This is a genomic window from Micromonospora sp. R77 (genome assembly GCF_022747945.1).
In the GTDB taxonomy this organism is placed as follows: Bacteria; Actinomycetota; Actinomycetes; order Mycobacteriales; family Micromonosporaceae; genus Micromonospora.
In genome coordinates, this window is the sequence record NZ_JALDST010000001.1 from 6104284 (window position 1) to 6126040 (window position 21757).

Consider the following 21757-nt stretch of genomic DNA (forward strand, 5'->3'; position numbering starts at 1 on the left):
ACTCGCGGTCCGTGGGGGTGTTCCTGGGGGTGCCGAGGGCAGCGGCACCCCCAGGAACGTTCAGGTGAGGGCTGTCGATCGGCGGGTTCAGGAGGTCTGCGGCGCGCCCATGCCGTTGCCGTAGGTGATCCGCTTGACGAACTGGCCCTGTCGGTTGAAGACCAGGACCATCGAGGTCTGCGCGCCGATCGCCTGGGTGAAGGTGATTGGCGTGTTCGCCCCGATGTTCACCGTGCAGCCGCCGCTCACGGCGTCGTTGTTGAGCCGCACGGTGCAGGTCTGGGCCCCGCCGACGTTGATTAGCATGACCGCGATCTTGTCCGTGTCGACCGCGCCGTAGGTGCGCAGCGCGCTGACGTTGGACGTGCCGTCGACGTATGTTCCGGAGAAGTTCTTCGACACCATTTGCATGTGGTAGTAGCTGGACCGCGGCGTCAGGTTCCCGCTGACGAAGCCGAAGTCGGTGCCGCCGCAGGCGCCGCCGCCCTCCTGCATGGACCAGGTGGTGGCGTAGGTGCCGCCGTACTTCATGACGTAGCCGTAGATCTGGGCGAACATCTGGCCGTTGGCGAACTGGCAGACGCCGCTGCCGTCCGAGGCGTTGAACTCACCGATGCCCCACTGCAGCGCGGCGGCACCGGTACGTCCGTGCAGCTGGTTGGCGTAGTCGACCCGCGCACGGGCCTTCTTGGCCCGGTCGAGGAAGTCGTTGGCGCCGGTCGTGGCGAGGTCGCCGCCGACGTAGCGGTGCCAGGAGACGCCGTCGATGTAGTAGTTGCCGTTAGCGTCCTTGCCGGTGATGTCGGCGGCCCCGCCGAGCAGGCTGTTGTACTCGGTGTCCAGCCAGTCGCACTCGTCCGGGCCGAAGATCTTGATGGTCGGGTCGACGGCCTTCATCGCCGAGGAGATGGGCTTGATGTAGTTGGCGATGGTGACGGCGACGGCGCTCTGGTCGGGGCGGCCCCGCTCGAGCCACGGCTCGTTGCCGATGTTCCAGTACTTGACCTTGTTGCCGGTCTGCTGGTTGAAGTACCTGACCACGTTGGCGGCGTCGGTCGCGCTCTTGTAGGAGGAGACCTGGATCATGGGCTCGGCGCCCATTGCCTTGATCTTGTTGACCCAGGTGGTGAGTTGTGCGGTGGAGGGGAAGTTCTGGTCGTACTCGATCCCGCCGATCCGGATGATCTTCAGGCCGGCGCCGCCGCTGACGTTCCAGACCGCGTCGCTGGGGTTGTACCAGACGTTGTTGCCGACCAGCAGCGGGCTGATGGCCGGGCCCTGCGGTCCAGGGCCGGTGGGGTTCGGGCTGGGCGACGTGGTGGTCGGTGACGGGTTCGCGCCGCCGCCGATGATCTCGATGCCGTTGACCAGGGCGCTCTGTGCGACGGCGGTGAAGCCGATGTTGAGCTGCCCGTCGGTCACCGTGACGGTGGCGGTACGGGTGAGTGCCGCGTTGCGGCCGACGGCGGCGAAGATGTCGATGTTGTTGATCGCGGTGCCCTCGACGTCGACGTTGAACACCCGTTGCCCGGCGGCGGTGATGCCGGTGTATGTCTCGGCGAAGAGAAGGTTGACCGTGTAGGCGCCGTTGGGTACGCCGACCGCGTAGCCGCTCATGCCGTACCGCTCGGTCTGGAAGATGCGCGGGTTGCTGGTTCCGGCGATGGCGATGTTGCCCCGGTCGGCGATCGCGCCGCCGGTGAACCCGCTGTCCGCGGCCCACACGTTGCCGGCGGTGTCGGTGTAGGCGGCCGTGCCACCCGCCTCGACCCGCACGGTGGCCGGCGCGGCGGGCACGACCTCGATGCCGTCGATCGTCGCGTTGTTCGCCGCGCCGTTGGTGAAGGCGACGACGATCTGACCGGCGGCGGACGCGGTGGCAGGGAACTCCCGGACCACCGCCTTGTTCGCGGCGCCGGCCGCGCCGACGATGTCGAAGTTCGTCAGTACCTGCTGGCCGTTGACGGCCGCGTTGAACTGCCGCTGACCGGCCGCGGTGAAGTATGTCTCGGCGAAGTGCAGGCGGACCGTGTACGCCGCCTGCGAGGTCAACCCGGGAAGCGTGTAGGTGGACGGCCCGTACCGTTCGGTCTGGTACACCGCCGTCGGTGCGGCACCCGGCACACCGGACACGTCGATCACGTTGGGGTGGGTGGCCACGGTTCCGCTGGTGAAGTAGGCGTCGGTGGCGAACGTTCCCGACGCCGGGCCGCCGGCGTTCACGCTCAACACCGCTTGGCCTGCCGCGGCGTTGGCGTCGGACAGGCGGTAGCCGCCGAGGAGGGCGAGGACGGTCGTCAGGGCGGCAATGACCGCGACGACCTTCCCGGTGCGTTGTCGTACGTCCACCAGGGACATGCAACCCATGGCGGGACCTCCGATCACTGAGGAAGACAGGGTGGTGTCGGTTGATCCCGCTGCCGTTGGACCGGCCTGAGTGGAGTGCCGCCGAGAGCGTGAGCATCGGGACGCGTAAAGACTCTTCGATGTGTGCGGGTCAAGTCAAGGAAAACCTGGGAGCGCTTCCAGATTTTTCTGAACGGCGAACCCAGGTGGCTCGTCCCCACTGATAGCTGCCCAGCGCGCGCGGTACTGCCGCAGCTGGCGTGCCGACGATGCTTCGAGCTGGGTACTCCGGGTGAGAAAACTGGGACCGCTTCCAGACGTGGCGTGCCGAGGGGACGTAAGGCGTCCGGGGCGTCGCGGTACGGCCGGTCAGTCCACGATGGCTGGCGCGGAGCCGCGGACCACCAGACGCGTGGGCAGGATGAGCGGGCTGGGATCCTCACCGTCGATGATGCCGAGCAGCATCCTGGCCATCTCGTGGCCCAGCTGCCGGATCGGCTGGTGGACGGTGGTCAGCGCGGGATCGGTGTGCCGAGCGATCATCAGGTCGTCGAACCCGACGATCGCCACGTCTGCGGGGACCGACCGGCCGTGTGCCTTGAGGGCGCGCAGCGCTCCGGCGGCCATGTTGTCCGAGGCGGCGAAGACCCCGTCGAGGTGCGGGTACCTGGCGAGCAACCGGGTCATCGCCGCGGCGCCGCTCTCCTCGCTGAAGTCGCCCGCCTCCGCCATGCCGGGGTCCATCCCGGCGACCGCCATGGCCTCCCGGAACCCGCTGTGGCGTACGACGGCCACCTCGGTGTCGGACGGTCCGGTGATGGTGGCGACGTGACGGCGGCCCGCCTTGATCAGGTGCTCGGTGGCCAGGCGGGCGCCACCCCGGTTGTCGGCGTCCACGTACCAGCGCGGCTCGGTGCCGAGCGGCCGGCCACAGTAGACGACCGGGACGTCGGTGTGCCCACCGAGTCGGCTGAGCAGGTCGTCGCCCCGTACCGCCACGATCATGACGCCGTCCGTCCGGCCCGAGCGCAGCACCCGCTGCAGCCGCTTCTGCCCCTGCTGTGAGTCGGCGAGCACGAGCATGAGCTCTACCTCGGACTTCTCCAGGGCGCCACTGACCCCCACCATGACCTGCACGTAGAAGGGATCGGCGAGGGCTGCCGGATCGTCGTGGGACACCGCGAGGACGACTGCGCCGACCTTGCGGGTGGCCAGCGCGCGGGCGGTCGGGTTGGGCACGTACCCCAGCTCGCGGACGGCGCGCTCGACGGCCTTGCGCTTGGCGCCGCTCACGTACTGGGCGTTGTTGATGACCCGGGACGCCGCGGAACGGGACACGCCGGCCCGCTCGGCGACCTCGGCGAGCGTCGGCCGTCTCGGCGGGGGCGTCTCCATGAACCGTTGGTACCTCTCTGCGGCTCCGCGCCGGGCTGCTCATCGCTTAAGGTAGCGCTCCGTAGCTGCGAAACAGCTTAGCCCGGACGCGACGCGGGTGGCCGTCCACCTGCCGCCGTGCCTCGTCCCGTCCAGCCTGGCCCGGCCCCGGCTGGCGTCAGCGCCTGATCGGTGCCGGACCGGTGCTGTGCCGGATCACCACCTCCGGGGTGAACTGGACGTCCGGCGACGGCTCCTCGCCCGCGAGGTGCGACCACAGTCGGTTCCAGGCCTGCCGCCCCAGCTCATCGAGCGGGATGGCGACCGTCGTGAGCGGCGGGTTCGCGTACCGGGCGAAGGGGATGTCGTCGAAGCCCGTGACGCTGACCTCCTCCGGCACCGAGATGCCGAGTTCGGCCATGCGCGCCAGGGCGCCATACGCGACCAGGTCGTTGTAGCCTACGACAGCGGTGGCGCCGGTGGCGAGGAGGTGTTCCACGGCGGCGTGGCCGTCTTCGAAGTGCGCGCCGCCGGCGACCCGATGCAGGTCGAAGCGGCCGGTGCCGGCGGCCCGTAGGGTCTCGAGCCGCACCCGGTTCGCCGCGCTGTTCGCCGGCCCGCTCAGGTAGGCGACCTGACGGTGGCCGAGCCCGGCGAGGTGCGCGGCGATCGCGCGCATGCCGTGCGCGTGGTCGACCGACACGGTGGGGACGTCGAGGCCGTCGAGCCGTCGATTGAGCAGCACGACCGGAGTGCGTGCGGCGGCGACCTGCCGGAGCACCTCGTCGGGCATCCGGGGGGCGCAGAGCACCAGGCCGTCCGAGCGACGCCGGATTTCCCGGGCGAGGATTGGCTCCTCCTCGGCCTGTTCGTGGCTGTCGGCGATGAGCACCCGGTAGTCGCGCTCGCCCGCCGCCGAACTCAGGCCGCGCAGTACCGCTTGGAACACCGGGTTGCCGAGGTCGGGCACGATGATCCCGACCACGCCGGTGCGGCCTAGCGCGAGGCTCTGGGCGGTTCCGTCGGGTTCGTACCCGAGTGCGGCGGCCGCGACCCGGACCCGTTCCGCCAGCTCCGGGTCGACCGTGGGTAGCCCGTTCATCACCCGGGAGACGGTGGCGCGGGAGACGCCCGCCTCCTTCGCCACCGCGCCGATCGTCGCCCGACCGCTGTGGCGTCGGCGTGACGGCGGCCCACGGTGGCCCGACGGGCTGGGCGCCGTGGGTGCGTGGGAGGCGTCGATGGCATCTCCTCGGACGGGTGAGCCGGGGGTCGCGGGACGCGTTCGGCGTCCTCCATCGTAGTGGCGCACCCGTCCACGGGGACGAGCCGGCCGCCGGGAAGCCAGCTTCCCGGCGGCCGGTCCGTCACCACGTACGCGGGTCAGCGCGGTGCGTTCGCCGCCACGCACTCGCCCTCGTTGGTGTACTTCTCGACGAAGTACACCCAGCCGCCGTTCTTGCACTGGTCCCAGAGTTTGATCTTGGGCTCCTTGGCGAGCCGGGTGGGATCGACGACGCCCCAGTACGCCGGCTTGGCCTGCAGGTTGTCGTCGAAGAACAGCGGTGCCTCGGCCCGCTTCATCGGCCAGTTGCGCAACCAGGTCTGGGTGTCGTAGATGCCCCACGTCGTGACCGACACCAGGTCGTCGGCGTGCGCGGAGAAGACCTCGAACAGCCTCTTGTAGTAGTAGCCCTGCTGGACGAGCAGCTCGTTGCTCACCGAAGGCAGTGCCAGGTCACGGGAGCTCACGCCGACGTCGAGTTCGGTGATGGCCTGGTCGATGCCCAGGTCGGAGAACCGGTTGAGGCTGTCGTCGACCTCCTCGATGGTGGGGTTGAACATGGTCAGGTGCATCTGGTGGCCGATGCCGCTCACCGGGACCCCGCGGGCGATGAGGTCCTTGAGCATGTCGTGGACGGGGCCGGCCTTGAAGGCGAACTCGGTCTCGTAGTCGTTGTAGTAGAGCTTCGCCGTGGGTACGGCGGCATGGGCGTACTCGAATGCCTTCGCGATGTAGTCGGGGCCGAGGATCTCGTACCAGCGGGAGTGCCGGTAGCCGTCGGCCTGCTTCGTGTCGATGGCTTCGTTGACGATGTCCCAGATCGGGATGTCGTCGCCATAGCGCTGCATGACCGTCGTGATGTGGGTCTTCATCCGGTTCAGGAGGATCTGCTGGTCGGCCGGGCTGTTGGTGAGCGGCGCGCCGGTCACGGGGTGGTTGAAGAGCCAGCCGGGCACGCCCTGGTGCCAGACGAAGGTGTGGCCACGCACCGTCATGCCGTTGGCCTTGGCGTACGCGACCAGGCGGTCGGAGTCGGCCCAGGTGAAGTGACCCTCGGTGGGTTGGATGTTGGCCCACTTCATCTGGTACTCGGCGGTGATCGAGTTGAAGTGCTTGCCGAGCACCTCGGAGACCTGACCGGTGAGGTGGGGGGTCTTCACCGCCGCGCCGATGAGGAACTGGCCCTGGTAGACGTCCTTGAGGCTCGGGATGTCCTGCTGCACGGGAGGCGGCGGCGGGAGCTGGGTCACCGTCACGTCGTCGACGTAGAAGTCGAGCCCCGCGTCGCCCTCAATCTTGAACCGGTAGCTCGTGAAGGACGGCGGAAGGGCGACCGTCGCGGCGACCTCGGTCCAGCCGGCGTCGTTCACCAACGCCGAGCCGAGGCTGGCGTACTGGCTGCCGTCGGTGATCGAGGTCGTGTTGAGGCGGCCGGAACCCTCGCCGGCGGCCAGCCGCAGCCAGACCGAGACGCGGTAGCGCTCGCCGGGCTTGACGGTGCCGGTGAGGGTGCGACCGGCACCCATGTACGTGGCGGTGCGGCCGGTGACCAGCAGGCTCTTCGTGCCGGTGCGCGCCTGGGCGGTGCTGACCGCGATGGTCTCGACGCCCGCGGCGGAGGCCCAACCCGTTGCGGTGCCGTCCTCGAACGTGTCGTTGACGACGACGTTGTCGGCGGTTGTCTCGGCATGGGCCACGACTGAGGGTGCCGCCAGCGCCATCGCCAGAACGAGGACCCCTACTGCGGGGATTCTTCGCCGAACTAAAGACATTGATTCCTCCGATTCCAGAAACCGGTTTCTGGGGCGCTAGTCAAGCACCAGCCACCTGGCCGGGCAAGGGAGTGCACGGGTTTGCCGCGCGTTTGCCACGGATCCCGCCGCGGACCCGGTGGCCGGTTCTTCGCCGGCCGACGGCAAACAATGGCAAACGGTTGCCTCAGCCCTGGCGGGCTCACTAGCTTCGCCTGAGTGACACACCCCTGCGGGAGGAACCTCGCTGTGACGACGCACCACGACCTGCCCGCGGTTGCCGACCCGGATCGGCTGTTCCCGGCTGATCCGACCACCCGAGCCGTTGCCCGGGAGCTGTTCGCGCTGGTGGAGAAGGCGCCGATCCTGTCGCCACACGGCCATGTGGAGCCACGGCTGCTGGCCGACGACGTCTCCTTCACCGACGCCGCGACGTTGCTCGTCACGCCAGACCACTACGTCACCCGACTGTTGCACGCAAACGGCGTCGGACTGGACCGGCTGCGGCCGTCGGAGGACACTTCCCCACGGGACGTCTGGCGGGCCTTCTGCGCCGGGTGGCCGGCCTTCGCCGGCACCGCCTCCGGCTACTGGATCGCCAGCGAGCTGCACCACGTCCTCGGCGTCGGCCAGCCGTCGGAGAAGCACGCCGACGCACTCTTCGACGACATCGGCGCGGTGTTGGCGCGCCCGGACCACCGGCCCCGCAGCCTGTTCCGTCGCTTCGGCATCGAGGTGCTGGCGACGACGGACGACCCCCTCGACCCACTCGACACCCACGCCCGGCTCGCCGCGGCCGAGGACCGGTCCGGCGGGCCCGACGCGCCGCTCGGCGGTCGGGTGATCCCCACCTTCCGGCCGGACCGCTACCTGGCCGCCGGCGCCCCCGCCTGGTCCGCGGCCGTTGACGAGCTGATCGCCGTCGCCGGCGACGGGCACACCGGGTACGTCGGCTACCTCACCGCGCTGGCCAACCGACGGGCACACTTCGTCGCGCACGGCGCGGTCTCCGCCGACCACGGTGTCGCCACACCCGAGACGCTGGACCTGGATCCGGTGCCGGCGCGGGAGCTCTTCGACCGGCTCCGGGCCACCCCGGTCGCCGAACGTGACCCGGCCGACGTGGCGGCGTTCGAGCAGCACATGCTCGTGGAGATGGCCCGGATGTCGGTCGACGACGGGCTGGTGATGACCCTCCACCCCGGCATCCACCGCAACCACCACCCGGAGACCTTCGCCCGGTACGGGCCGGACACCGGCCACGACATCCCAGTCCGTACCGACTTCACCGCGGCACTGCGGCCCCTGCTGTCCCGGTTCGGCACCGAACCCGGGTTCCACCTGGTGCTGTTCACCACCGACGAGACGACGTTCTCCCGGGAGTTGGCGCCGCTCGCCGGCTTCTACCCGTCGGTGTACCTCGGCGCGCCCTGGTGGTTCCTGGACAGCCCGTACGCGATCCGCAGGTTCCGTGAGGCGGTCACCGAGACGGCCGGTTTCAGTCGCTCGTCGGGGTTCGTCGACGACACCCGGGCGTTCCTGTCCATCCCGGTGCGCCACGACGCGGCCCGGCGGGTGGAGGCGGGAGTCCTCGCCCGGCTGGTCACCGAGCATCGCATCACGCAGTCGCAGGCCGCCGGGATCATCGTCGACCTGGTCGACGCCACCCCGCGCCGCGTCTTCAAGCTGCCCAGCCGGCCCGGCGCATGACCGCACGGCGGGTCGTCCATCTCGGACTGGGCAACTTCCATCGCGCCCATCAGTGCTGGTGGACCGGGGCGGTCGCGGGCCGGGAGGACGCGGAACAGTGGTCCGTCACCGCGTTCACCGGACGACGCCCGGACGCGGCCGAGCTGCTGCGGGCGCAGGACTGCCGCTACACGCTCGTCGAGCGGAGCGATCGCGGCGACCACTACACCCTGGTCACCGCGATGACCGGGGCGTACGACGGCGCGGACCTCGACGCCCTCCGGTCGGCCATGTCCGATCCGCACACCGGCATCGTCACGCTGACCGTGACCGAGGCGGGATACCACCTGGGCGCCGGCGGCGTGCTCGACCTGGACCGGCCGGCGGTCGCCGCCGACCGGGCAGCCCTCACCGCACCGGACGGCGGGTGCGGCCCCGCCACCGCCCCGGGTCGCCTGCTGCTCGGCCTGCGGGAGCGGCTCCACGCGGACGCCGGCCCGCTCGCGGTCGTCCCGTGCGACAACGTCACCGGCAACGGCCAGGTGCTGCGCCGCGCGCTCCTGACGCTATCCGCGTCGCTGCCGGGTACGGAGTACGCCCGGCTGACGGAGTGGATCGAGTCCTCGGTCACCTTCGTAGACACCAGCGTCGACCGCATCACGCCACGCACCACCGAGGCGGACCGGGCGGCCGTCCGCGACGCGACCGGGTTCGCCGACCGCGCGCCGGTGGTCACCGAACCGTTCCGCGACTGGGTGCTCGCCGGCGACTTTCCGGCCGGCCGCCCCGCCTGGGAACGCGCGGGGGCGCGCTTCGTCACCACGCTCGCACCGTGGGAGCGCCGGAAACTCTGGCTGCTCAACGGCGCTCACTCGCTGCTGGCATACACCGGGATCGCGGCCGGACACCGGACGGTGGCCCAGGCGATCGCGGACCCTCGCCTGGCGGAGCTGACGCGGTGCTGGTGGGACGAGGTGGAGCCGCTGCTCGACGGCGCCGCGGGTGACGTGGCGGGCTACCGGCGCGACCTGATGAGCCGGTTCGGCAACACAGCGATCGCCCACCAGCTGACCCAGATCGCCGAGGACGGCCTGCACAAGCTGCGACTGCGGGTGGCCGAGCCGGCGCTGCTGCGTCGTCGGGCCGGGCTGTCGGCGGAGGTCGCCGCCCGGATCGTCGCGGCCTGGATCGACTTCACCCGTACTCCGGGCGCACGGCTCGGCGCTGCGCCGCCGGGCACCGGCCGGGACACCGCAGCGCAGGTCGCCGTGCTCTCGCCGGCGCTCGCCGACGACCGGGCCTTCGTTGACGCCGTACGCCATCACCGCCGCCACCGATAGGACGACCATCATGACCATCGCCTTCGCCGAGGTACTCGTCACCAGCCCCGGCCGGAACTTCGTGACTTTGCGGATCACCACCTCCGACGGCGTCACCGGGCTCGGCGACGCCACCGTCAACGGCCGGGAACTCGCCGTCGCCGCGTACCTGACCGAGCATGTCGTCCCGCTGCTGATCGGCCGGGACGAGCAGCAGGTCGAGGACACCTGGCAATACCTGTACCGGGGGGCCTACTGGCGCCGCGGACCGATCACCATGGCGGCCATCGCCGCGGTCGACACCGCGCTGTGGGACATCAAGGCGAAGATCGCAGGTCTGCCGCTCTACCAGCTGCTCGGCGGCCGGAGCCGGGCCGGGTGCCTGGCCTACGGTCACGCCTCGGGCAAGGAGTTGCCGGAGCTGTTCGACTCGGTCCGCGCCCATCTGGCCGAGGGCTACCGGGCGATCCGGATCCAGACCGGCATCCCCGGCCTCGATTCCGTCTACGGTGTCGCCTCCAGCGCCAATGCGGCCAGGGGTGCGGGGGAGTCGACCCGGTACGACCACGAGCCGGCCCGACGCGGCGCGCTGCCCGTCGAGGAACAGTGGGACACCCGGGCCTACCTGCGACATGCTCCCGCAGTCTTCGAGGCGGTCCGCAACGAGTTCGGCCCGGAGCTGCCGCTGCTGCACGACGCACACCACCGGCTCACCCCGATACAGGCGGCGAAGCTCGGCAGGTCCCTCGAACCGTACGACCTGTTCTGGCTGGAGGATGTGACCCCGGCGGAGAACCAGGACGCGCTGCGTCTGGTCCGCCAGCACACCACCACACCGTTGGCGATCGGCGAGGTGTTCAACACCATTTGGGATTACCGGAAACTGATCGAGAACCAGCTCATCGACTACGTCCGTTCTCCGATCACCCACGCCGGGGGAGTGACCGGGCTGCGCCGGATCATGGACTACGCGGCGGTCTACCAGATCAAGTCGGGCGTCCACGGGCCGACCGACGTCTCCCCGGTCGGGCTCGCCGCCGCACTGCATCTGGGCATCGCGTTGCACAATTTCGGCATCCAGGAGTACATGAAGCACGACCGCCGCACCGACGAGGTGTTCCGGCCGACGTACCGGTTCACCGACGGCCTGCTGATTCCGGGCGACGAGCCGGGACTCGGGGTGGGCTACGACGACGAGGTCGCCGGCGCCCACCCGTACGAGCAGGCGTACCTACCGGTCAACCGGCTGCTGGACGGTTCGCTGCACGACTGGTGAGACCGGCTGCGGGGCGGCCGGGCGGCGGTGCGTCGCCCGGCCGCTGGACTGCCGGACGGTCAGGTGGGTCGGCAGGATGACGGCGGGGCGGGCGCCTTTGCGTGCCGGGCTGTCCAGGTGCTCCAGCAGCATCGACACGGCGACCCGGCCGGCCCGCTCGATCGGTGCCGTGAGGGTGGTCAGCGGCGGGTTGCAGAAGTCGGCGCCGAAGATGTCGTCGCAGCCCACCACGCTGATTTCCCCTGGGACGTCGACGCCGCGTTCGGCCAGCCGGTCGAGGATGCCGATCGCGATCAGGTCGTTGAACGCGATGCATCCGGTCGCGCCGGTGTTTAGCAGCGCGTCCGCGGCCGCCGTGCCGGATGCGCGGGCCGACCCGAACGGGCCGATCCGGACCGCCGTCAGGCCGTGCCGGGCCATCGCGTTGCGCATCGCCCGCCAGCGCGCCTCGTTGGCCCACGAGTTCGGCGGCCCGCCGACGTAGACGATCTGCTGGTGGCCCAGCGAGACCAGGTGTTCGGTGGCCTGGGCGACGCCGTCGGGACTGTCGATGACGACGCTGCGTACCCCGGGGACGTTGCGGTTGATGGTGATGACCGGCATCTCGGCGGCGATGACGCTGAGCGTCTCCTCGGGCAGGCGGGAGGCGGCCAGGACCACGCCGTCGACCGACCGGCGCACCTTGCCCAGCAGGTGGCTCTCCAGTTCCGGCGACTCCTCGGTGTCGACGAGCAGTTGGGCGTAGCCGGCCGCGCGTAGCTGGTGCTGCGTGCCGCGGATGATTCCGAAGTAGAACGGGTTCGTCACGTCGGAGACGAGGACGGCGACGGTTCCGGTCCGGCCTGAGGAGAGCGCCCGTGCCTGGGTGTTGGGCACGTAGTTCATCTGGCGGGCGGCGGCCTGGATGCGTTCCCGGGTGACCCGGCTGACCCGTTCCGGGCGGCTCAGCGCCCGCGACACCGTGGAGGCGGCGACGCCGGTCAGCGCCGCGATGTCGTTGATCGTCACGCGGCTGTCCCCGCGGGGCGACGGCGGGTCGACGCCATTGTCGGCGGTGTCGGCCGGGCGATCGGTGGTCATGCGGCAAGCAGACCACCGTTGGCAACATATGGCAAGCGATTGCCGCCGGGTTTTGCGGTTGTTACGTTCCCTCCCACGCTGCACCTTCCGCATCGCCTAGGCCTTTCCACCAGCGCCCCCACCACGTAAGGAACGCAGATGAGAGCCCTCCGCACCATCGTCGCGGCAACACTGGTTGCCGCCGTCGGCATCCCCCTCACCGCCTGCGGCTCCGATTCCGCCGGAGACGGCCCCAAGGCAATCAACATGCTCGTCGGAGCCAACGCCATCTACGCCACCGAGCAGCAGGCGTGGTTCGCCGACGTCTCGGCGAAGTTCGAGAAGCTGACCGGGGCGAAGGTGAACTTCGAGACCTTCGCCAGCCCCACCGACGAACTCACCAAGATCCAGACGTCCATGCTGTCCGGTCAGGGACCCGACATCTACTCGCTGGGCACCACCTTCACGCCGACCGCCTACTCGACCGGCGCCTTCGTCAACCTCACCGCCGACGAATGGAGCAAGATCGGCGGTCGGGACCGATTCCTGCCCTCGACCCTGGGCATCTCCGGACCCGACGCCGAGCACGAGGTCGGGATCCCGTTCACCAGCCGGCCGTTCGTCATGGCCTACAACAAGGAGATGCTCGCCGCCGCGGGCATCGACAAGCCCGCCGACAGCTGGGACGGGCTGCTCCAGCAGGCCAAGAAGCTGACCAAGCCCGGCCGGTACGGCATGGCGATCGGCTACGGGGACACCTTCGACCCATGGAAGTTCGTCTGGGCGATGAGCGTGCAGGCCGGCAACCCGCTCGTCAAGGACGGCAAGGCGCAGTTGACCGATCCCGCCACGGTCAAGGCGTACCAGACCTACCTCGGCTGGCTGGCCACCGACAAGGTCGTCGACCCGGCCGCGACCGGCTGGAAGAACGCCCAAGCGCTCGCCGCGTTCGGCGCCGGCAAGGCCGCCTTCATGCCGATGGTCTCCGCGACGTCGCGGGTCAGCCTCGACAAGTCCGCAGTCGCCGGGAAGTACGGCTACGCGCTCATGCCGACGATCCCGCCGGGCGCCACCACCCTGCCGACCGGCGGGGTAGGTGCCACCAGCATCCTCTCCGGGGACAACCTGGTGATCGCCAAGTACAGCAAGAACAAGGACCTGGCGCTGCGCCTGGTGAACATGCTGACCAGCGCCGAGTCGCAGGAGATCTACTACAAGACCTTCGGTGAGCTGCCCACGAACGCCGAACTGGCGACGAAGCTCGCCACCGACCCCACGCTGGCGGCCTCCGTGGAATCCGCGTCCAAGGCACACGGCACACCGTTCCACGGCGGCTGGAGCCAGGTGCAGCTCGCCATGGTCAACGTCGTCGTCCAGTCGGTGCCGAACCTCGCCGCCGGCAAGGTCGACGCCAAGGCCCTCGATGCCCTGCTCGCCAAGGCCCAGTCCGACGCGCAGGCCGCACTCGACAAGGCGAAGTAGATGACGGTCACTGATCCCGTCACCACGGGCGCCCCGGGCACCGGCGATCTCCGCCGGCCCGGGGTGGCCCCCCGGGCACCGCGCCGCCGTCCCCGCTCCACCGCCGGTGCCGCTGGCGCCCTGTGGCTGCTCGCGCCGGGTGGCCTGCTCACCGTGGCCGTCATCGTGGTGCCGTTCACCGTTGCGATCATCATGTCGCTGCTCGACCTGGACCAGTACTCGTTCCGGCAGTGGCTCTCCGCGCCGTTCATCGGCCTGGGCAACTACGCCCAGGCGCTGGCCGGTACGAGCCTGCTGCACGCGGTGTGGGTGAGCGGCTCCGCGGCGGTCGTCGCGACGCTCCTCGCGCTGCCGCTGGGGGTGGCCGCCGCGCTCACCACGCACCTGCCCTACCGTGGCCGGGCCGTCGTCCGGTCGCTGTACCTCATCCCGTACGTGCTGCCCGCCTTCGTCGTCGGCATCATCTGGCGGATCATCCTGCAACCCGACGGCGTCGCCAACCACGGCCTCGCCCAACTCGGCATCGATGGCGGGCTCTGGCTCAACGGGCCGAAGAGCTACCTCGCCCTGATCCTCGTCCAGACCTGGTCGTCCTGGCCACTGATCTACCTGCTCGCGCTCTCCGGGCTGCAGGGCATCGACGGCAGCCTGCACGAGGCCGCCGCGCTCGACGGCGCGGAGTGGGCGGCGAAACTGCGGTACGTCGTCCTCCCGCTGCTGCGCGGCCCGATCTCGCTCGCCCTGATCATCTCGCTGCTGCACATGTTCAACAGCTTCACGCTGCCGTTCGTGATGTTCGGCGTGCCGGCTCCGCAGGACGTGGAGGTGCTGCCCGTGCTGACCTACGTGGAGAGTTTCCAGAACCTGCGATTCGGCCTGAGCGCGGCGATGGCCGTGATCTCGCTGGTGCTGATCCTGGTCCCGCTGCTGGTCTACCTGCGTACGGTCAAACTCGACACCGAGGAGGCTTCGGCATGACCACGGTGCAGCGGCTGCTGCCGCGCCCGCTCCACGTCGCACTGACAGTGATCCTGCTGGCCAGCATCGCCGCCCCGGTCAGCTACGTCTTCCTGGCCTCAGTCAACTCCGACCTGGCCGTCGCCGCCGGCGGTTTCTGGCCGGAGCAGGTCACCTTCACCAACTACGACCGGATCTGGTCGACGGTTCCGCTCGCCAGAGGGCTGGCCAACAGCCTGATCGTCGCCGGCTCGGTCGCCGTGGCCTGCGCGGTGGTCGCGGTCTTCTCGGCGTACGTGCTGGTGCGGTACACCTTCCGGGGTCGGCGTACGATCCTGCGCGCACTGCTCGGCATGCAGTCGATTCCCGGGACCCTGCTGCTCCTGCCCGTCTTCGTGCTCTTCGCGACCATCGGCAACACGCTGGGTGTGGCGACCATCGGCACCCGCTGGTCGCTGTTCGTCACCTACCTCACCTTCGGGCTGCCGTTCTCGACCTGGATCATGGTCACCTACCTGCGGGGGCTGCCCGGCGAACTCATGGAGGCGGCGCGGATCGACGGCGCCGGTACCTGGCAGATCCTGACCCGGATCGTCATCCCGCTGAGCTGGCCTGGCCTGGTCGTCGCCGCCATCTTCGCCTTCCTGCTCGGCTGGAACGACGTGCTGTTCGCCTCCGTCATGACCAACGTCGACACCCGGACAGCGGCCGTAGTGCTCCAGGTCTTCGGCTCGGCGCAGGAGGGCGGCGCCGTCCCGCCGTACGGGCAGGCGATGGCGGCCGCGCTCATCTGCGCGCTTCCCGTCGTCACCCTCTACCTCGGATTCCAGCGCTACATCGTCGGCGGCCTCACCGCGGGAGGCGTCAAGTGACGGCATGGACCCTGACCGGATTCGGGGACGAGATCGATCCGGACCCGGCCGTGCAGCTCGCGGTGCTCAGCGCCCTCGGCGCCCGCCACATCGAGGTACGCAGCGCGTGGCGTACCAACGTCGTGGACCTGAGCGACGAGCAACTCGACGCTCTGGCCGGCGCGATCAACGGGCGTGACATGGCGGTCTCGGCGATCGCCTCGCCGGTCGGCAAGGTCGACGTGACGACCGAGGACGGTGGGGAACTGGTGCGGCTACGCGCCGCCGTGGCCGCCGCGCACCGGTTGGGCTGCCGGTACATCCGGATCTTTTCGTTCTACCGGCCGGCGGAGGTGACCGCGGCCGAGATCCGCGACGCTGTGTTGACCCGGATGCGCGCCTTCGCGGACCTCGCCGAGAGCGCCGACGTCGTGCTGGTGCACGAGAACGAGAAGGACATCTACGGGGACGTGCCGCAGCGGGTCGCCGACATCGTCGAGTCGGTCGGCTCGCCGGCACTGCGCGTCGCCTGGGACAACGCCAACTTCGTGCAGGTCGGCGTGCGGCCGTACGACGACGGCTACGCCCTGCTGCGCCCGCATCTGGAATACCTCCAGGTCAAGGACGCGGTCATGGCGACCGGTGAGGTCGTGCCCGCCGGCCACGGCGACGGTCAGCTGGTCCGGACGCTTACGGCGCTGCGCGACGACGGCTACACCGGCTTCGCCTCCCTCGAACCACACCTCGCCAGCCAGCACGAACTCGGCGGGTTCTCCGGACCGGCGGAGTTCGGCCGGGCGGCACGTGCCTTCGCGAACCTCACCACCTCGATAGGAGTACGACTGCAATGACCGGACTTAGCGTCGTCATCGCGGGCAGTGGCGTCATCGCCCGCACCCACGCGGACGCGATCCTGCGCCACCCCGGTCTGCGGATCGCCGCGCTCGCCGACCCGGACCAGCGGGCCAACGACGAGCTCGCCGGCTGGATCACCGACCAGGGCGCCCCGACGCCGGAACGCTTCGGGTCGCTGGGCGATGCGCTCGGCGCCGTGGCGGCGGACCTCGTCGCGATCTGCACGCCCAGCGGATCGCACGCCGATCTCGCCGCGGAGGCGCTGGCGGCGGGCGCGCACGTGCTCATTGAGAAGCCGCTCGACGCCTCCCTGCCGGCCGCGCGCCGGATCGCCGACGTCGCCGCCCGCGCCGAGGCGGCCGGTCAGCTCTGCGCGGTGGTCTGCCAGCACCGGTTCGACCCGGCGAGCGTCGCGGTCGCCACCAGGGTGCGGGCCGGTGACTTCGGCCGGATCACCTCTGCGGTCGCCAGCGTCCCCTGGTGGCGAGGCCAGCGGTACTACGACTCGGCGGGCTGGCGCGGAACCTGGGAACAGGACGGCGGCGGCGCCACCATGAACCAGGGCGTGCACACCGTCGACCTGCTGCTCTGGCTGCTCGGCGAGCCCGAGGAGGTGTTCGCCTACGCCGGGGCGCTCGCCCACGACGGCATCGAGGTCGAGGATGTGGCCGCGGCGACGGTCCGGTTCACCAACGGCGCACTGGCCGTGCTGCACGCCACGACCGCGGCGTACCCGAGCCTCGGTGTGCGGCTGCAGGTGCACGGCTCGCAGGGCTCTGCGGTGCTCCACGACGACCAGCTGGAATACCTGCACGTGGCCGACGGCCCGGACGCCTCGGCCTACGCCCACGCGGCCGACCAGTCCGCCGACGCCGTTGCGCCGTCGGAGCTGCGCGGCGCGGTCAAGCCGGACGACGCGTTCGTCATCGGGCATCTGAGGCAGTACCAGGACACGGTCGACGCGATTACCGCCGGCCGGCGTCCCGGCGTCACCGCGGCCGACGCGCTGCTCGACGTCGCCGTGGTGAAGGCGGTCTACCTCTCCGCCCACCTGCACCGGCCGGTGCGCATCCGGGCGGTGCTCGACGGTGACTTCGACGATGTCCTCGTCGAGCTGGAGAAGTCGGCCACCGTGGCGGCCCTCGTTCCGGCGCGGGCAGCGCGATGAGGTACTCGGTCTTCACCGCCTCCACCCCGGACTGGACCCCCGAGGAGACGGTCGCGCAGCTCGCGGCGCAGGGCTGGGACGGCGTCGAATGGCGGATCACCGACCAGCAGACGGCCGAGCCGCCCGGCTTCTGGGCCGGCAACCGGGCCACCTTCCCCCTCACCGGCCTGGAGTACGAGCTGCTCCGGATCGCGGAGATCACCCGCACCGCCGGGCTGGCGATGTCCGGGCTCGGCGGGTACGTGCCGGCGTCGGACCATGCCAACGTCGAACGCATGCTCGCCGCGACCGCCACGCTCGGCGCCGAACGGGTACGGGTCACCATGCCGGCCCTGGCCAGCGGCGACTACCGGGAACTGATGGACGCCACCCGTCGGGACCTGGCCCGGGTCGCCGACCGGGCCGCCGAGTACGGGGTAACCGCCCTGGTCGAGCTGCACCACGGGACCATCGCCGCGTCCGCATCGGCGGCCATGCGGCTGCTCGACGGGCTCGACCCGCAACATGTCGGCGTCATCCACGACATCGGCAACCTCACGATCGAGGGCTTCGAGGATCCGCTGGCAGCCTTCCAACTGCTCGGCCCGTACCTCGCCCACGTCCACGTCAAGAACGTCGCCTGGATGGTGACCGGCACCCGGCCGGACGGCGGCCCGCGCTGGTCGGCCGAGTGGGTGCCGCTGCGCGAGGGGCAGGCGGACATCGAGGCGTACCTGGTTGCGCTGCGCCGGTTCGGGTACGACGGATGGGTGACCGTGGAGGACTTCTCCACCGTGACGCCGCTCGCCGAGCGAACCCGGGACAACCTGTCCTACCTGCGAGAACTCGATCGGCGGAGCAGCGGGCGCGGGGCGTGAGGACCGGGCCGGTGGGTCCGCGACCCGCTGCCACTGCCCGTGTGGACCGGGCCGGACTCGACCCGGTCCACGCCAGGCCCCGGGTCGTGATCCTTACGGGCGTCTCCGGCAGCGGCAAGTCGGTCGTCGGCACGGCGGTCGCGGAGGCTCTCGGTCTGCCGTTCGCGGACGGGGACGCCTTCCATCCGCAGGAGAACGTGGCGAAGATGTCGGCCGGCCGGCCACTGACCGACGCCGACCGGTGGCCGTGGCTGGACGCGATCGGCACGCTGATCGACCAGTGGCGGGCCGCCGGTCAAGGCGGCGTGATCGCCTGCTCGGCACTGCGGCGGGTCTACCGGGGTCGGCTTGCGGCCGGGCGCCCCGAAGTGGTGTTCGCGTTCCTGGACGTGCCGCAGGCCGTCCTGGCGTACCGGGTCGCGAACCGGCCCGGCCACTTCATGCCCGCGTCGCTGCTGGCGAGCCAGCTTGCCGCCCTCGAGCCACCGCACCCCGGTGAGCCGACCGTACGGGTGCTGGTCGGCGAGCGGACCACGGTGCAGGAGCAGGTGCTGGCGATCGTCGCGGCCGTCGCCCCCAGTCCGCCCGGTGCCGGCGGTGCGGTGGTGTGACGCTCCCGGTTCGGCTGCAAACAGGGAGTACGCCTCTGCGGTGTGCCGGCGCGAGGCCGGGTCTTGACCTCCACGGGGCAGGGTCTCCGGGTTGGGTGGTTCGGCTAGGTGGTTGTTCCGTTCGCTCTGTGTGCCTTGTCCGGATCGGTTGTCCAGCTGGCCAGCATGGGCAGCAGCCGCGCCGTGGGGGAGTCGGGTTCGACGGTGTAGACGATCAGGCGTTGCTCCGGATCGTGCGGCCCGACGACGAACTCGATGCCGAAGCTGAGCGGTCCGGCCGTCGGGTGGGCCAGGTGCTTGGTCACCGAGGTCCGGAAGGTGACCCTCTGGTCGTCCCACCACCGCGCGACGTCGGGATCGCTGCGGCGCAGCTCCCGCACCAGGTCGGCGAGTCGACGGTCGTCCGGGTGGCGTCCCGTCTCGTAGCGCAGCGCCCCCACCGCGGCGGCGGCGAAATCTGCCCAGTTCACGATCCGCACCCGCGCGTCGGCATCAAGGAACAGCCACCGCGCGAGCGACGACCCCGGCTCCAGAGCAGTCCCCAGCACCGCGCTCAACAGCCCGTTACGCGCCAGCACCTCCGAGCGGCGCCCCAGCAGCAGCACCGGCACGTGGTCGAGCACCCCCATCAGGCGCAGCATCCCCGGGTCGGGCCGCTGAGCGACCTCCGGTCCCGCCCACCGCCGGCGCGAGGTCGGAGCAGCCAGATCCCGCAGGTGGGCGCGTTCGATCTCGTCCAACTGCAGCGCCCGCGACAACGCCTGCACCACCTCATCGGTGACGGTGTGCTGGCGTCCCTGCTCCAGACGGCTGTAGTGGTCCGGGCTCAACCCGGCGAGCACGGCGAGTTCCTCCTTGCGCAGACCCGGCACCCGCCGCGGGCCGGGGAAGGCCTCGATTCCCGCCTGGGCAGGGGTCAGGCGGTCACGCCGAGACCGCAGGAACGCCCCCAGGGCAGCACGGTCAGCAGGCACCCGCCCAGTGTAGGAGCACCCCACAGCGCGAACCTGGTCATGGCGTGACCAGGCACGACGGGCCCTGGTGCGTGCTGCGCGTCCACGGTGAGGTGGGAACCATGACCTCCTCCGAGCAGACCCGCACCGTCCTGATCACCGGCTCCACCAGCGGCATCGGCGCCGCCACCGCCCGGACCCTGGCCGCTCAGGGATGGCGCGTCGTCGTCACCGGCCGCGATCAGCACCGCGGCACCGCCGTCGTCGCCGACATCGAGGACAACGGCGGACACGCGGTGTTCGTCCCGTCCGACCTGACCAGCCCATCGGAGGTGCTGCGGGACTTCGCCCGCGCCGCCACCGAGGCCGCCGGTGGGCGACTGGACGCGGTGGTCCACAACGCCGCTCTGTGCCCAGCCGTCGACACGGTGAGCCTCACCGACACCGATCTGGAGGCCACCCTCGCGGTGAACGTCCGCGCCCCTCATGTGCTGACTGCCGCGCTGGCCCCGATGATGGCCGCACGCGGCCACGGCGCGATCGTCGTCATCGGCTCCTGGATGGCCCACGTCGGGCACCCCTTCGTCGGGCTGTACTCCGCGACCAAGGCCGCCGAGATTCAGCTCGCCCGCAGCTGGGCCGCGGAGTTCGGTCCCCGCGGCGTGCGGGTCAACACCGTCTCCCCGGGGGCAACGCGTACCCCGATCAACGCAGCCGACGGCGACGTCATCGCTCAGATGACCGCCGGCACCCCCGCCGGACGCCCCGGAACCCCCGAGGAAATCGCCGACGCGGTGGCCTGGTTGCTCTCGGACCACGCCGGCTACCTCCACGGCGCGGAGATCGCCGTCGACGGAGGCATCACGGCGACCCGTACCGGTTGAGCCCAGCCGCACGGGCCCACAGACGACAACGCTGATGACCTCGCGCGAACTCGAACCGGGTTTGGCGGTACTGACCGCTCTACTCGGCCGGCGCCATGACCTTGGACGCCTCTCGGAGTATGGCGGCCAGGTCGCCCAGGGTAGCGAAAGCTGGCCCGCCCCAACCAGGATCGGTGTCGTTGTGTTCCATGGTCCGGAAGACGGTCATACCGACCGCTGCCGCCCCGGCCAGCTCACCGTCTGCGCCGTCGCCGACAAAGACGCATTCCGCCGCCTCGACCCCCAGGCGCTCGGCAGCAAGGTGGTAGATCGCCGGGTCGGGCTTGGCCAGCCCGACATCGCAGGAGAGGATCGCGACATCGAACCGTCGGGCGAGCGGACTCTGCGGCCATGCTTCGGCAGTGTCCGAGGTGGCATTGCTGATGAGGGCCAGCGGATGCCCGTCGGCGCGTAGCGCGTCGAGCACGTCCAGGGTGGCGGTCGAGACGTTGTTCAGCACCCGGCGCCCGAGAGCTCGCCGATGCTCACCGGCGCGGGTCACCTGTTCGTTGGTTGGTGTGCCGCCGAGGCGTCCGGCGAGGATGCGGACGGTCTCCTCCACGTCCCACCGGACCAGCCGGTCCCGCCAGGTGGCGTGGTACGCGGCGACCAGCTCGACAGGAGCCACCCCCACCATGACCGCCATCTCGCCGACCACCCGGTCACGCTCCTCGTCGGCCCCCTGGATCAAGGTGTGGAAGAGGTCGAAGATCACCGGTTGGGACATCTCGGCATCCTACTGAGATCGTCACCCTGGCCACGGTCTGTTCGGACAGCCTGCGCCGATGGCTGGCGGGATGGCATCCCACCGCCGAGGAACGGCTCGCCGGCGGAGAGGTGGGTCGGATCTCGGCCTGGACCGGCTGCACCTGCAGGGGCACAGCGTCACCGCTTGGCGGTACGCAGACCTGAGATCACCGGTGGAAATTCTGGTGGAGCCCAGTTGACCCGAACAGCCGCACTTCTGCTACGACGGGCAGCGGTGATGGCCAACACCCGAC

18 protein-coding genes are annotated in these 21757 nt (G+C 70.5%); 11 read left to right on the forward strand and 7 right to left on the reverse strand.

The features are described 5' to 3' along the window. Positions 1-87 precede the first annotated feature (87 nt). From MRQ36_RS28300 to MRQ36_RS28315, 4 genes are all read right to left on the reverse strand, one after another. Positions 88-2358 carry a malectin domain-containing carbohydrate-binding protein gene (locus MRQ36_RS28300; protein ID WP_242799801.1) on the reverse strand — a complete coding sequence of 757 codons (2271 nt, stop codon included), beginning with the start codon at positions 2356-2358 and terminating at the stop codon, positions 88-90. Positions 2359-2715: 357 nt separating this feature from the next. Then, complete coding sequence (locus tag MRQ36_RS28305; RefSeq protein WP_242799802.1) at positions 2716-3741, reverse strand: LacI family DNA-binding transcriptional regulator; 1026 nt, start codon at positions 3739-3741, stop codon at positions 2716-2718. A 157-nt stretch (positions 3742-3898) separates the two neighbouring features. Continuing rightward, entirely contained in the window at positions 3899-4867 is a 969-nt protein-coding gene (locus tag MRQ36_RS28310) for a LacI family DNA-binding transcriptional regulator (protein WP_242799803.1), read from the reverse strand. 236 nt (positions 4868-5103) lie between these two features. Continuing rightward, positions 5104-6702: an endo-1,4-beta-xylanase gene (locus tag MRQ36_RS28315; protein WP_242799804.1), complete on the reverse strand. Its 1599-nt coding sequence runs from the start codon at positions 6700-6702 to the stop codon at positions 5104-5106. Between the two features lie 303 nt (positions 6703-7005). Between MRQ36_RS28315 and uxaC the strand changes: the two genes are divergently transcribed. Genes uxaC through manD form a run of 3 tightly spaced genes read left to right on the forward strand, consistent with a single transcriptional unit; the run spans position 7006 to position 11040 of the window. Beyond that, a complete protein-coding gene (gene uxaC, locus MRQ36_RS28320; protein WP_242799805.1) occupies positions 7006-8466 on the forward strand; it encodes a glucuronate isomerase in 1461 nt (486 codons plus the stop codon). Continuing rightward, complete coding sequence (locus MRQ36_RS28325) at positions 8463-9785, forward strand: mannitol dehydrogenase family protein (RefSeq protein ID WP_242799806.1); 1323 nt, start codon at positions 8463-8465, stop codon at positions 9783-9785. The genes uxaC and MRQ36_RS28325 overlap by 4 nt, the downstream gene beginning before the upstream one ends. Positions 9786-9795: 10 nt before the next feature. Beyond that, a complete protein-coding gene (gene manD / locus MRQ36_RS28330) occupies positions 9796-11040 on the forward strand; it encodes a D-mannonate dehydratase ManD (protein ID WP_242799807.1) in 1245 nt (414 codons plus the stop codon). Here manD and MRQ36_RS28335 read toward each other — a convergent pair. Beyond that, positions 10996-12120, reverse strand: a complete 1125-nt coding sequence (locus MRQ36_RS28335) for a LacI family DNA-binding transcriptional regulator (RefSeq protein ID WP_242799808.1) — start codon at positions 12118-12120, stop codon at positions 10996-10998. The two genes, manD and MRQ36_RS28335, sit on opposite strands and share 45 nt — an antisense overlap. A gap of 138 nt (positions 12121-12258) precedes the next feature. Here MRQ36_RS28335 and MRQ36_RS28340 point away from each other — a divergent pair, with 138 nt between their 5' ends. The 7 genes from MRQ36_RS28340 to MRQ36_RS28370 all read left to right on the forward strand — a co-directional run bounded on the left by MRQ36_RS28340 (position 12259) and on the right by MRQ36_RS28370 (position 18880). Beyond that, positions 12259-13581, forward strand: a complete 1323-nt coding sequence (locus MRQ36_RS28340) for an extracellular solute-binding protein (protein ID WP_242799809.1) — start codon at positions 12259-12261, stop codon at positions 13579-13581. Next, positions 13582-14559, forward strand: a complete 978-nt coding sequence (locus MRQ36_RS28345; RefSeq protein WP_242799810.1) for a carbohydrate ABC transporter permease — start codon at positions 13582-13584, stop codon at positions 14557-14559. Next, entirely contained in the window at positions 14556-15410 is an 855-nt protein-coding gene (locus tag MRQ36_RS28350) for a carbohydrate ABC transporter permease (RefSeq protein ID WP_242799811.1), read from the forward strand. The genes MRQ36_RS28345 and MRQ36_RS28350 overlap by 4 nt, the downstream gene beginning before the upstream one ends. Further along, a complete protein-coding gene (locus tag MRQ36_RS28355) occupies positions 15407-16240 on the forward strand; it encodes a sugar phosphate isomerase/epimerase (RefSeq protein ID WP_242799812.1) in 834 nt (277 codons plus the stop codon). Before MRQ36_RS28350 ends, MRQ36_RS28355 begins: the two co-directional genes overlap by 4 nt. Next, positions 16237-17412, forward strand: coding sequence for a Gfo/Idh/MocA family protein (locus MRQ36_RS28360; protein WP_242799813.1), 1176 nt, complete (start codon positions 16237-16239; stop codon positions 17410-17412). The genes MRQ36_RS28355 and MRQ36_RS28360 overlap by 4 nt, the downstream gene beginning before the upstream one ends. Further along, entirely contained in the window at positions 17409-18269 is an 861-nt protein-coding gene (locus MRQ36_RS28365) for a sugar phosphate isomerase/epimerase (RefSeq protein WP_242799814.1), read from the forward strand. The genes MRQ36_RS28360 and MRQ36_RS28365 overlap by 4 nt, the downstream gene beginning before the upstream one ends. Before the next feature lie 86 nt (positions 18270-18355). Continuing rightward, a complete protein-coding gene (locus MRQ36_RS28370) occupies positions 18356-18880 on the forward strand; it encodes a gluconokinase (RefSeq protein WP_242799815.1) in 525 nt (174 codons plus the stop codon). A gap of 104 nt (positions 18881-18984) precedes the next feature. Here MRQ36_RS28370 and MRQ36_RS28375 read toward each other — a convergent pair whose 3' ends face one another. Then, on the reverse strand, positions 18985-19854 hold the full coding sequence (locus tag MRQ36_RS28375) for a helix-turn-helix transcriptional regulator (RefSeq protein ID WP_242799816.1): 870 nt from the start codon (positions 19852-19854) through the stop codon (positions 18985-18987). Positions 19855-19955: 101 nt separating this feature from the next. Between MRQ36_RS28375 and MRQ36_RS28380 the strand changes: the two genes are divergently transcribed. After that, complete coding sequence (locus tag MRQ36_RS28380; RefSeq protein ID WP_242799817.1) at positions 19956-20717, forward strand: SDR family NAD(P)-dependent oxidoreductase; 762 nt, start codon at positions 19956-19958, stop codon at positions 20715-20717. 79 nt (positions 20718-20796) lie between these two features. On the opposite strand, the gene MRQ36_RS28385 is transcribed toward MRQ36_RS28380, so the two are convergent. Then, complete coding sequence (locus MRQ36_RS28385) at positions 20797-21483, reverse strand: HAD family hydrolase (RefSeq protein WP_242799818.1); 687 nt, start codon at positions 21481-21483, stop codon at positions 20797-20799. Positions 21484-21757 lie beyond the last annotated feature (274 nt).

What these genes read in the sequence shown, in the direction of transcription:
- MRQ36_RS28300 (WP_242799801.1), bottom strand. Translation starts at nt 2,358, where the DNA reads ATGTCCCTGGTGGACGTACGACAACGCACCGGGAAGGTCGTCGCGGTC.
- MRQ36_RS28305 (WP_242799802.1), bottom strand. Translation starts at nt 3,741, where the DNA reads ATGGAGACGCCCCCGCCGAGACGGCCGACGCTCGCCGAGGTCGCCGAG.
- MRQ36_RS28325 (WP_242799806.1), top strand. Translation starts at nt 8,463, where the DNA reads ATGACCGCACGGCGGGTCGTCCATCTCGGACTGGGCAACTTCCATCGC.
- manD (WP_242799807.1), top strand. Translation starts at nt 9,796, where the DNA reads ATGACCATCGCCTTCGCCGAGGTACTCGTCACCAGCCCCGGCCGGAAC.
- MRQ36_RS28335 (WP_242799808.1), bottom strand. Translation starts at nt 12,120, where the DNA reads ATGACCACCGATCGCCCGGCCGACACCGCCGACAATGGCGTCGACCCG.
- MRQ36_RS28340 (WP_242799809.1), top strand. Translation starts at nt 12,259, where the DNA reads ATGAGAGCCCTCCGCACCATCGTCGCGGCAACACTGGTTGCCGCCGTC.
- MRQ36_RS28345 (WP_242799810.1), top strand. Translation starts at nt 13,582, where the DNA reads ATGACGGTCACTGATCCCGTCACCACGGGCGCCCCGGGCACCGGCGAT.
- MRQ36_RS28350 (WP_242799811.1), top strand. Translation starts at nt 14,556, where the DNA reads ATGACCACGGTGCAGCGGCTGCTGCCGCGCCCGCTCCACGTCGCACTG.
- MRQ36_RS28360 (WP_242799813.1), top strand. Translation starts at nt 16,237, where the DNA reads ATGACCGGACTTAGCGTCGTCATCGCGGGCAGTGGCGTCATCGCCCGC.
- MRQ36_RS28365 (WP_242799814.1), top strand. Translation starts at nt 17,409, where the DNA reads ATGAGGTACTCGGTCTTCACCGCCTCCACCCCGGACTGGACCCCCGAG.
- MRQ36_RS28380 (WP_242799817.1), top strand. Translation starts at nt 19,956, where the DNA reads ATGACCTCCTCCGAGCAGACCCGCACCGTCCTGATCACCGGCTCCACC.
- MRQ36_RS28385 (WP_242799818.1), bottom strand. Translation starts at nt 21,483, where the DNA reads ATGTCCCAACCGGTGATCTTCGACCTCTTCCACACCTTGATCCAGGGG.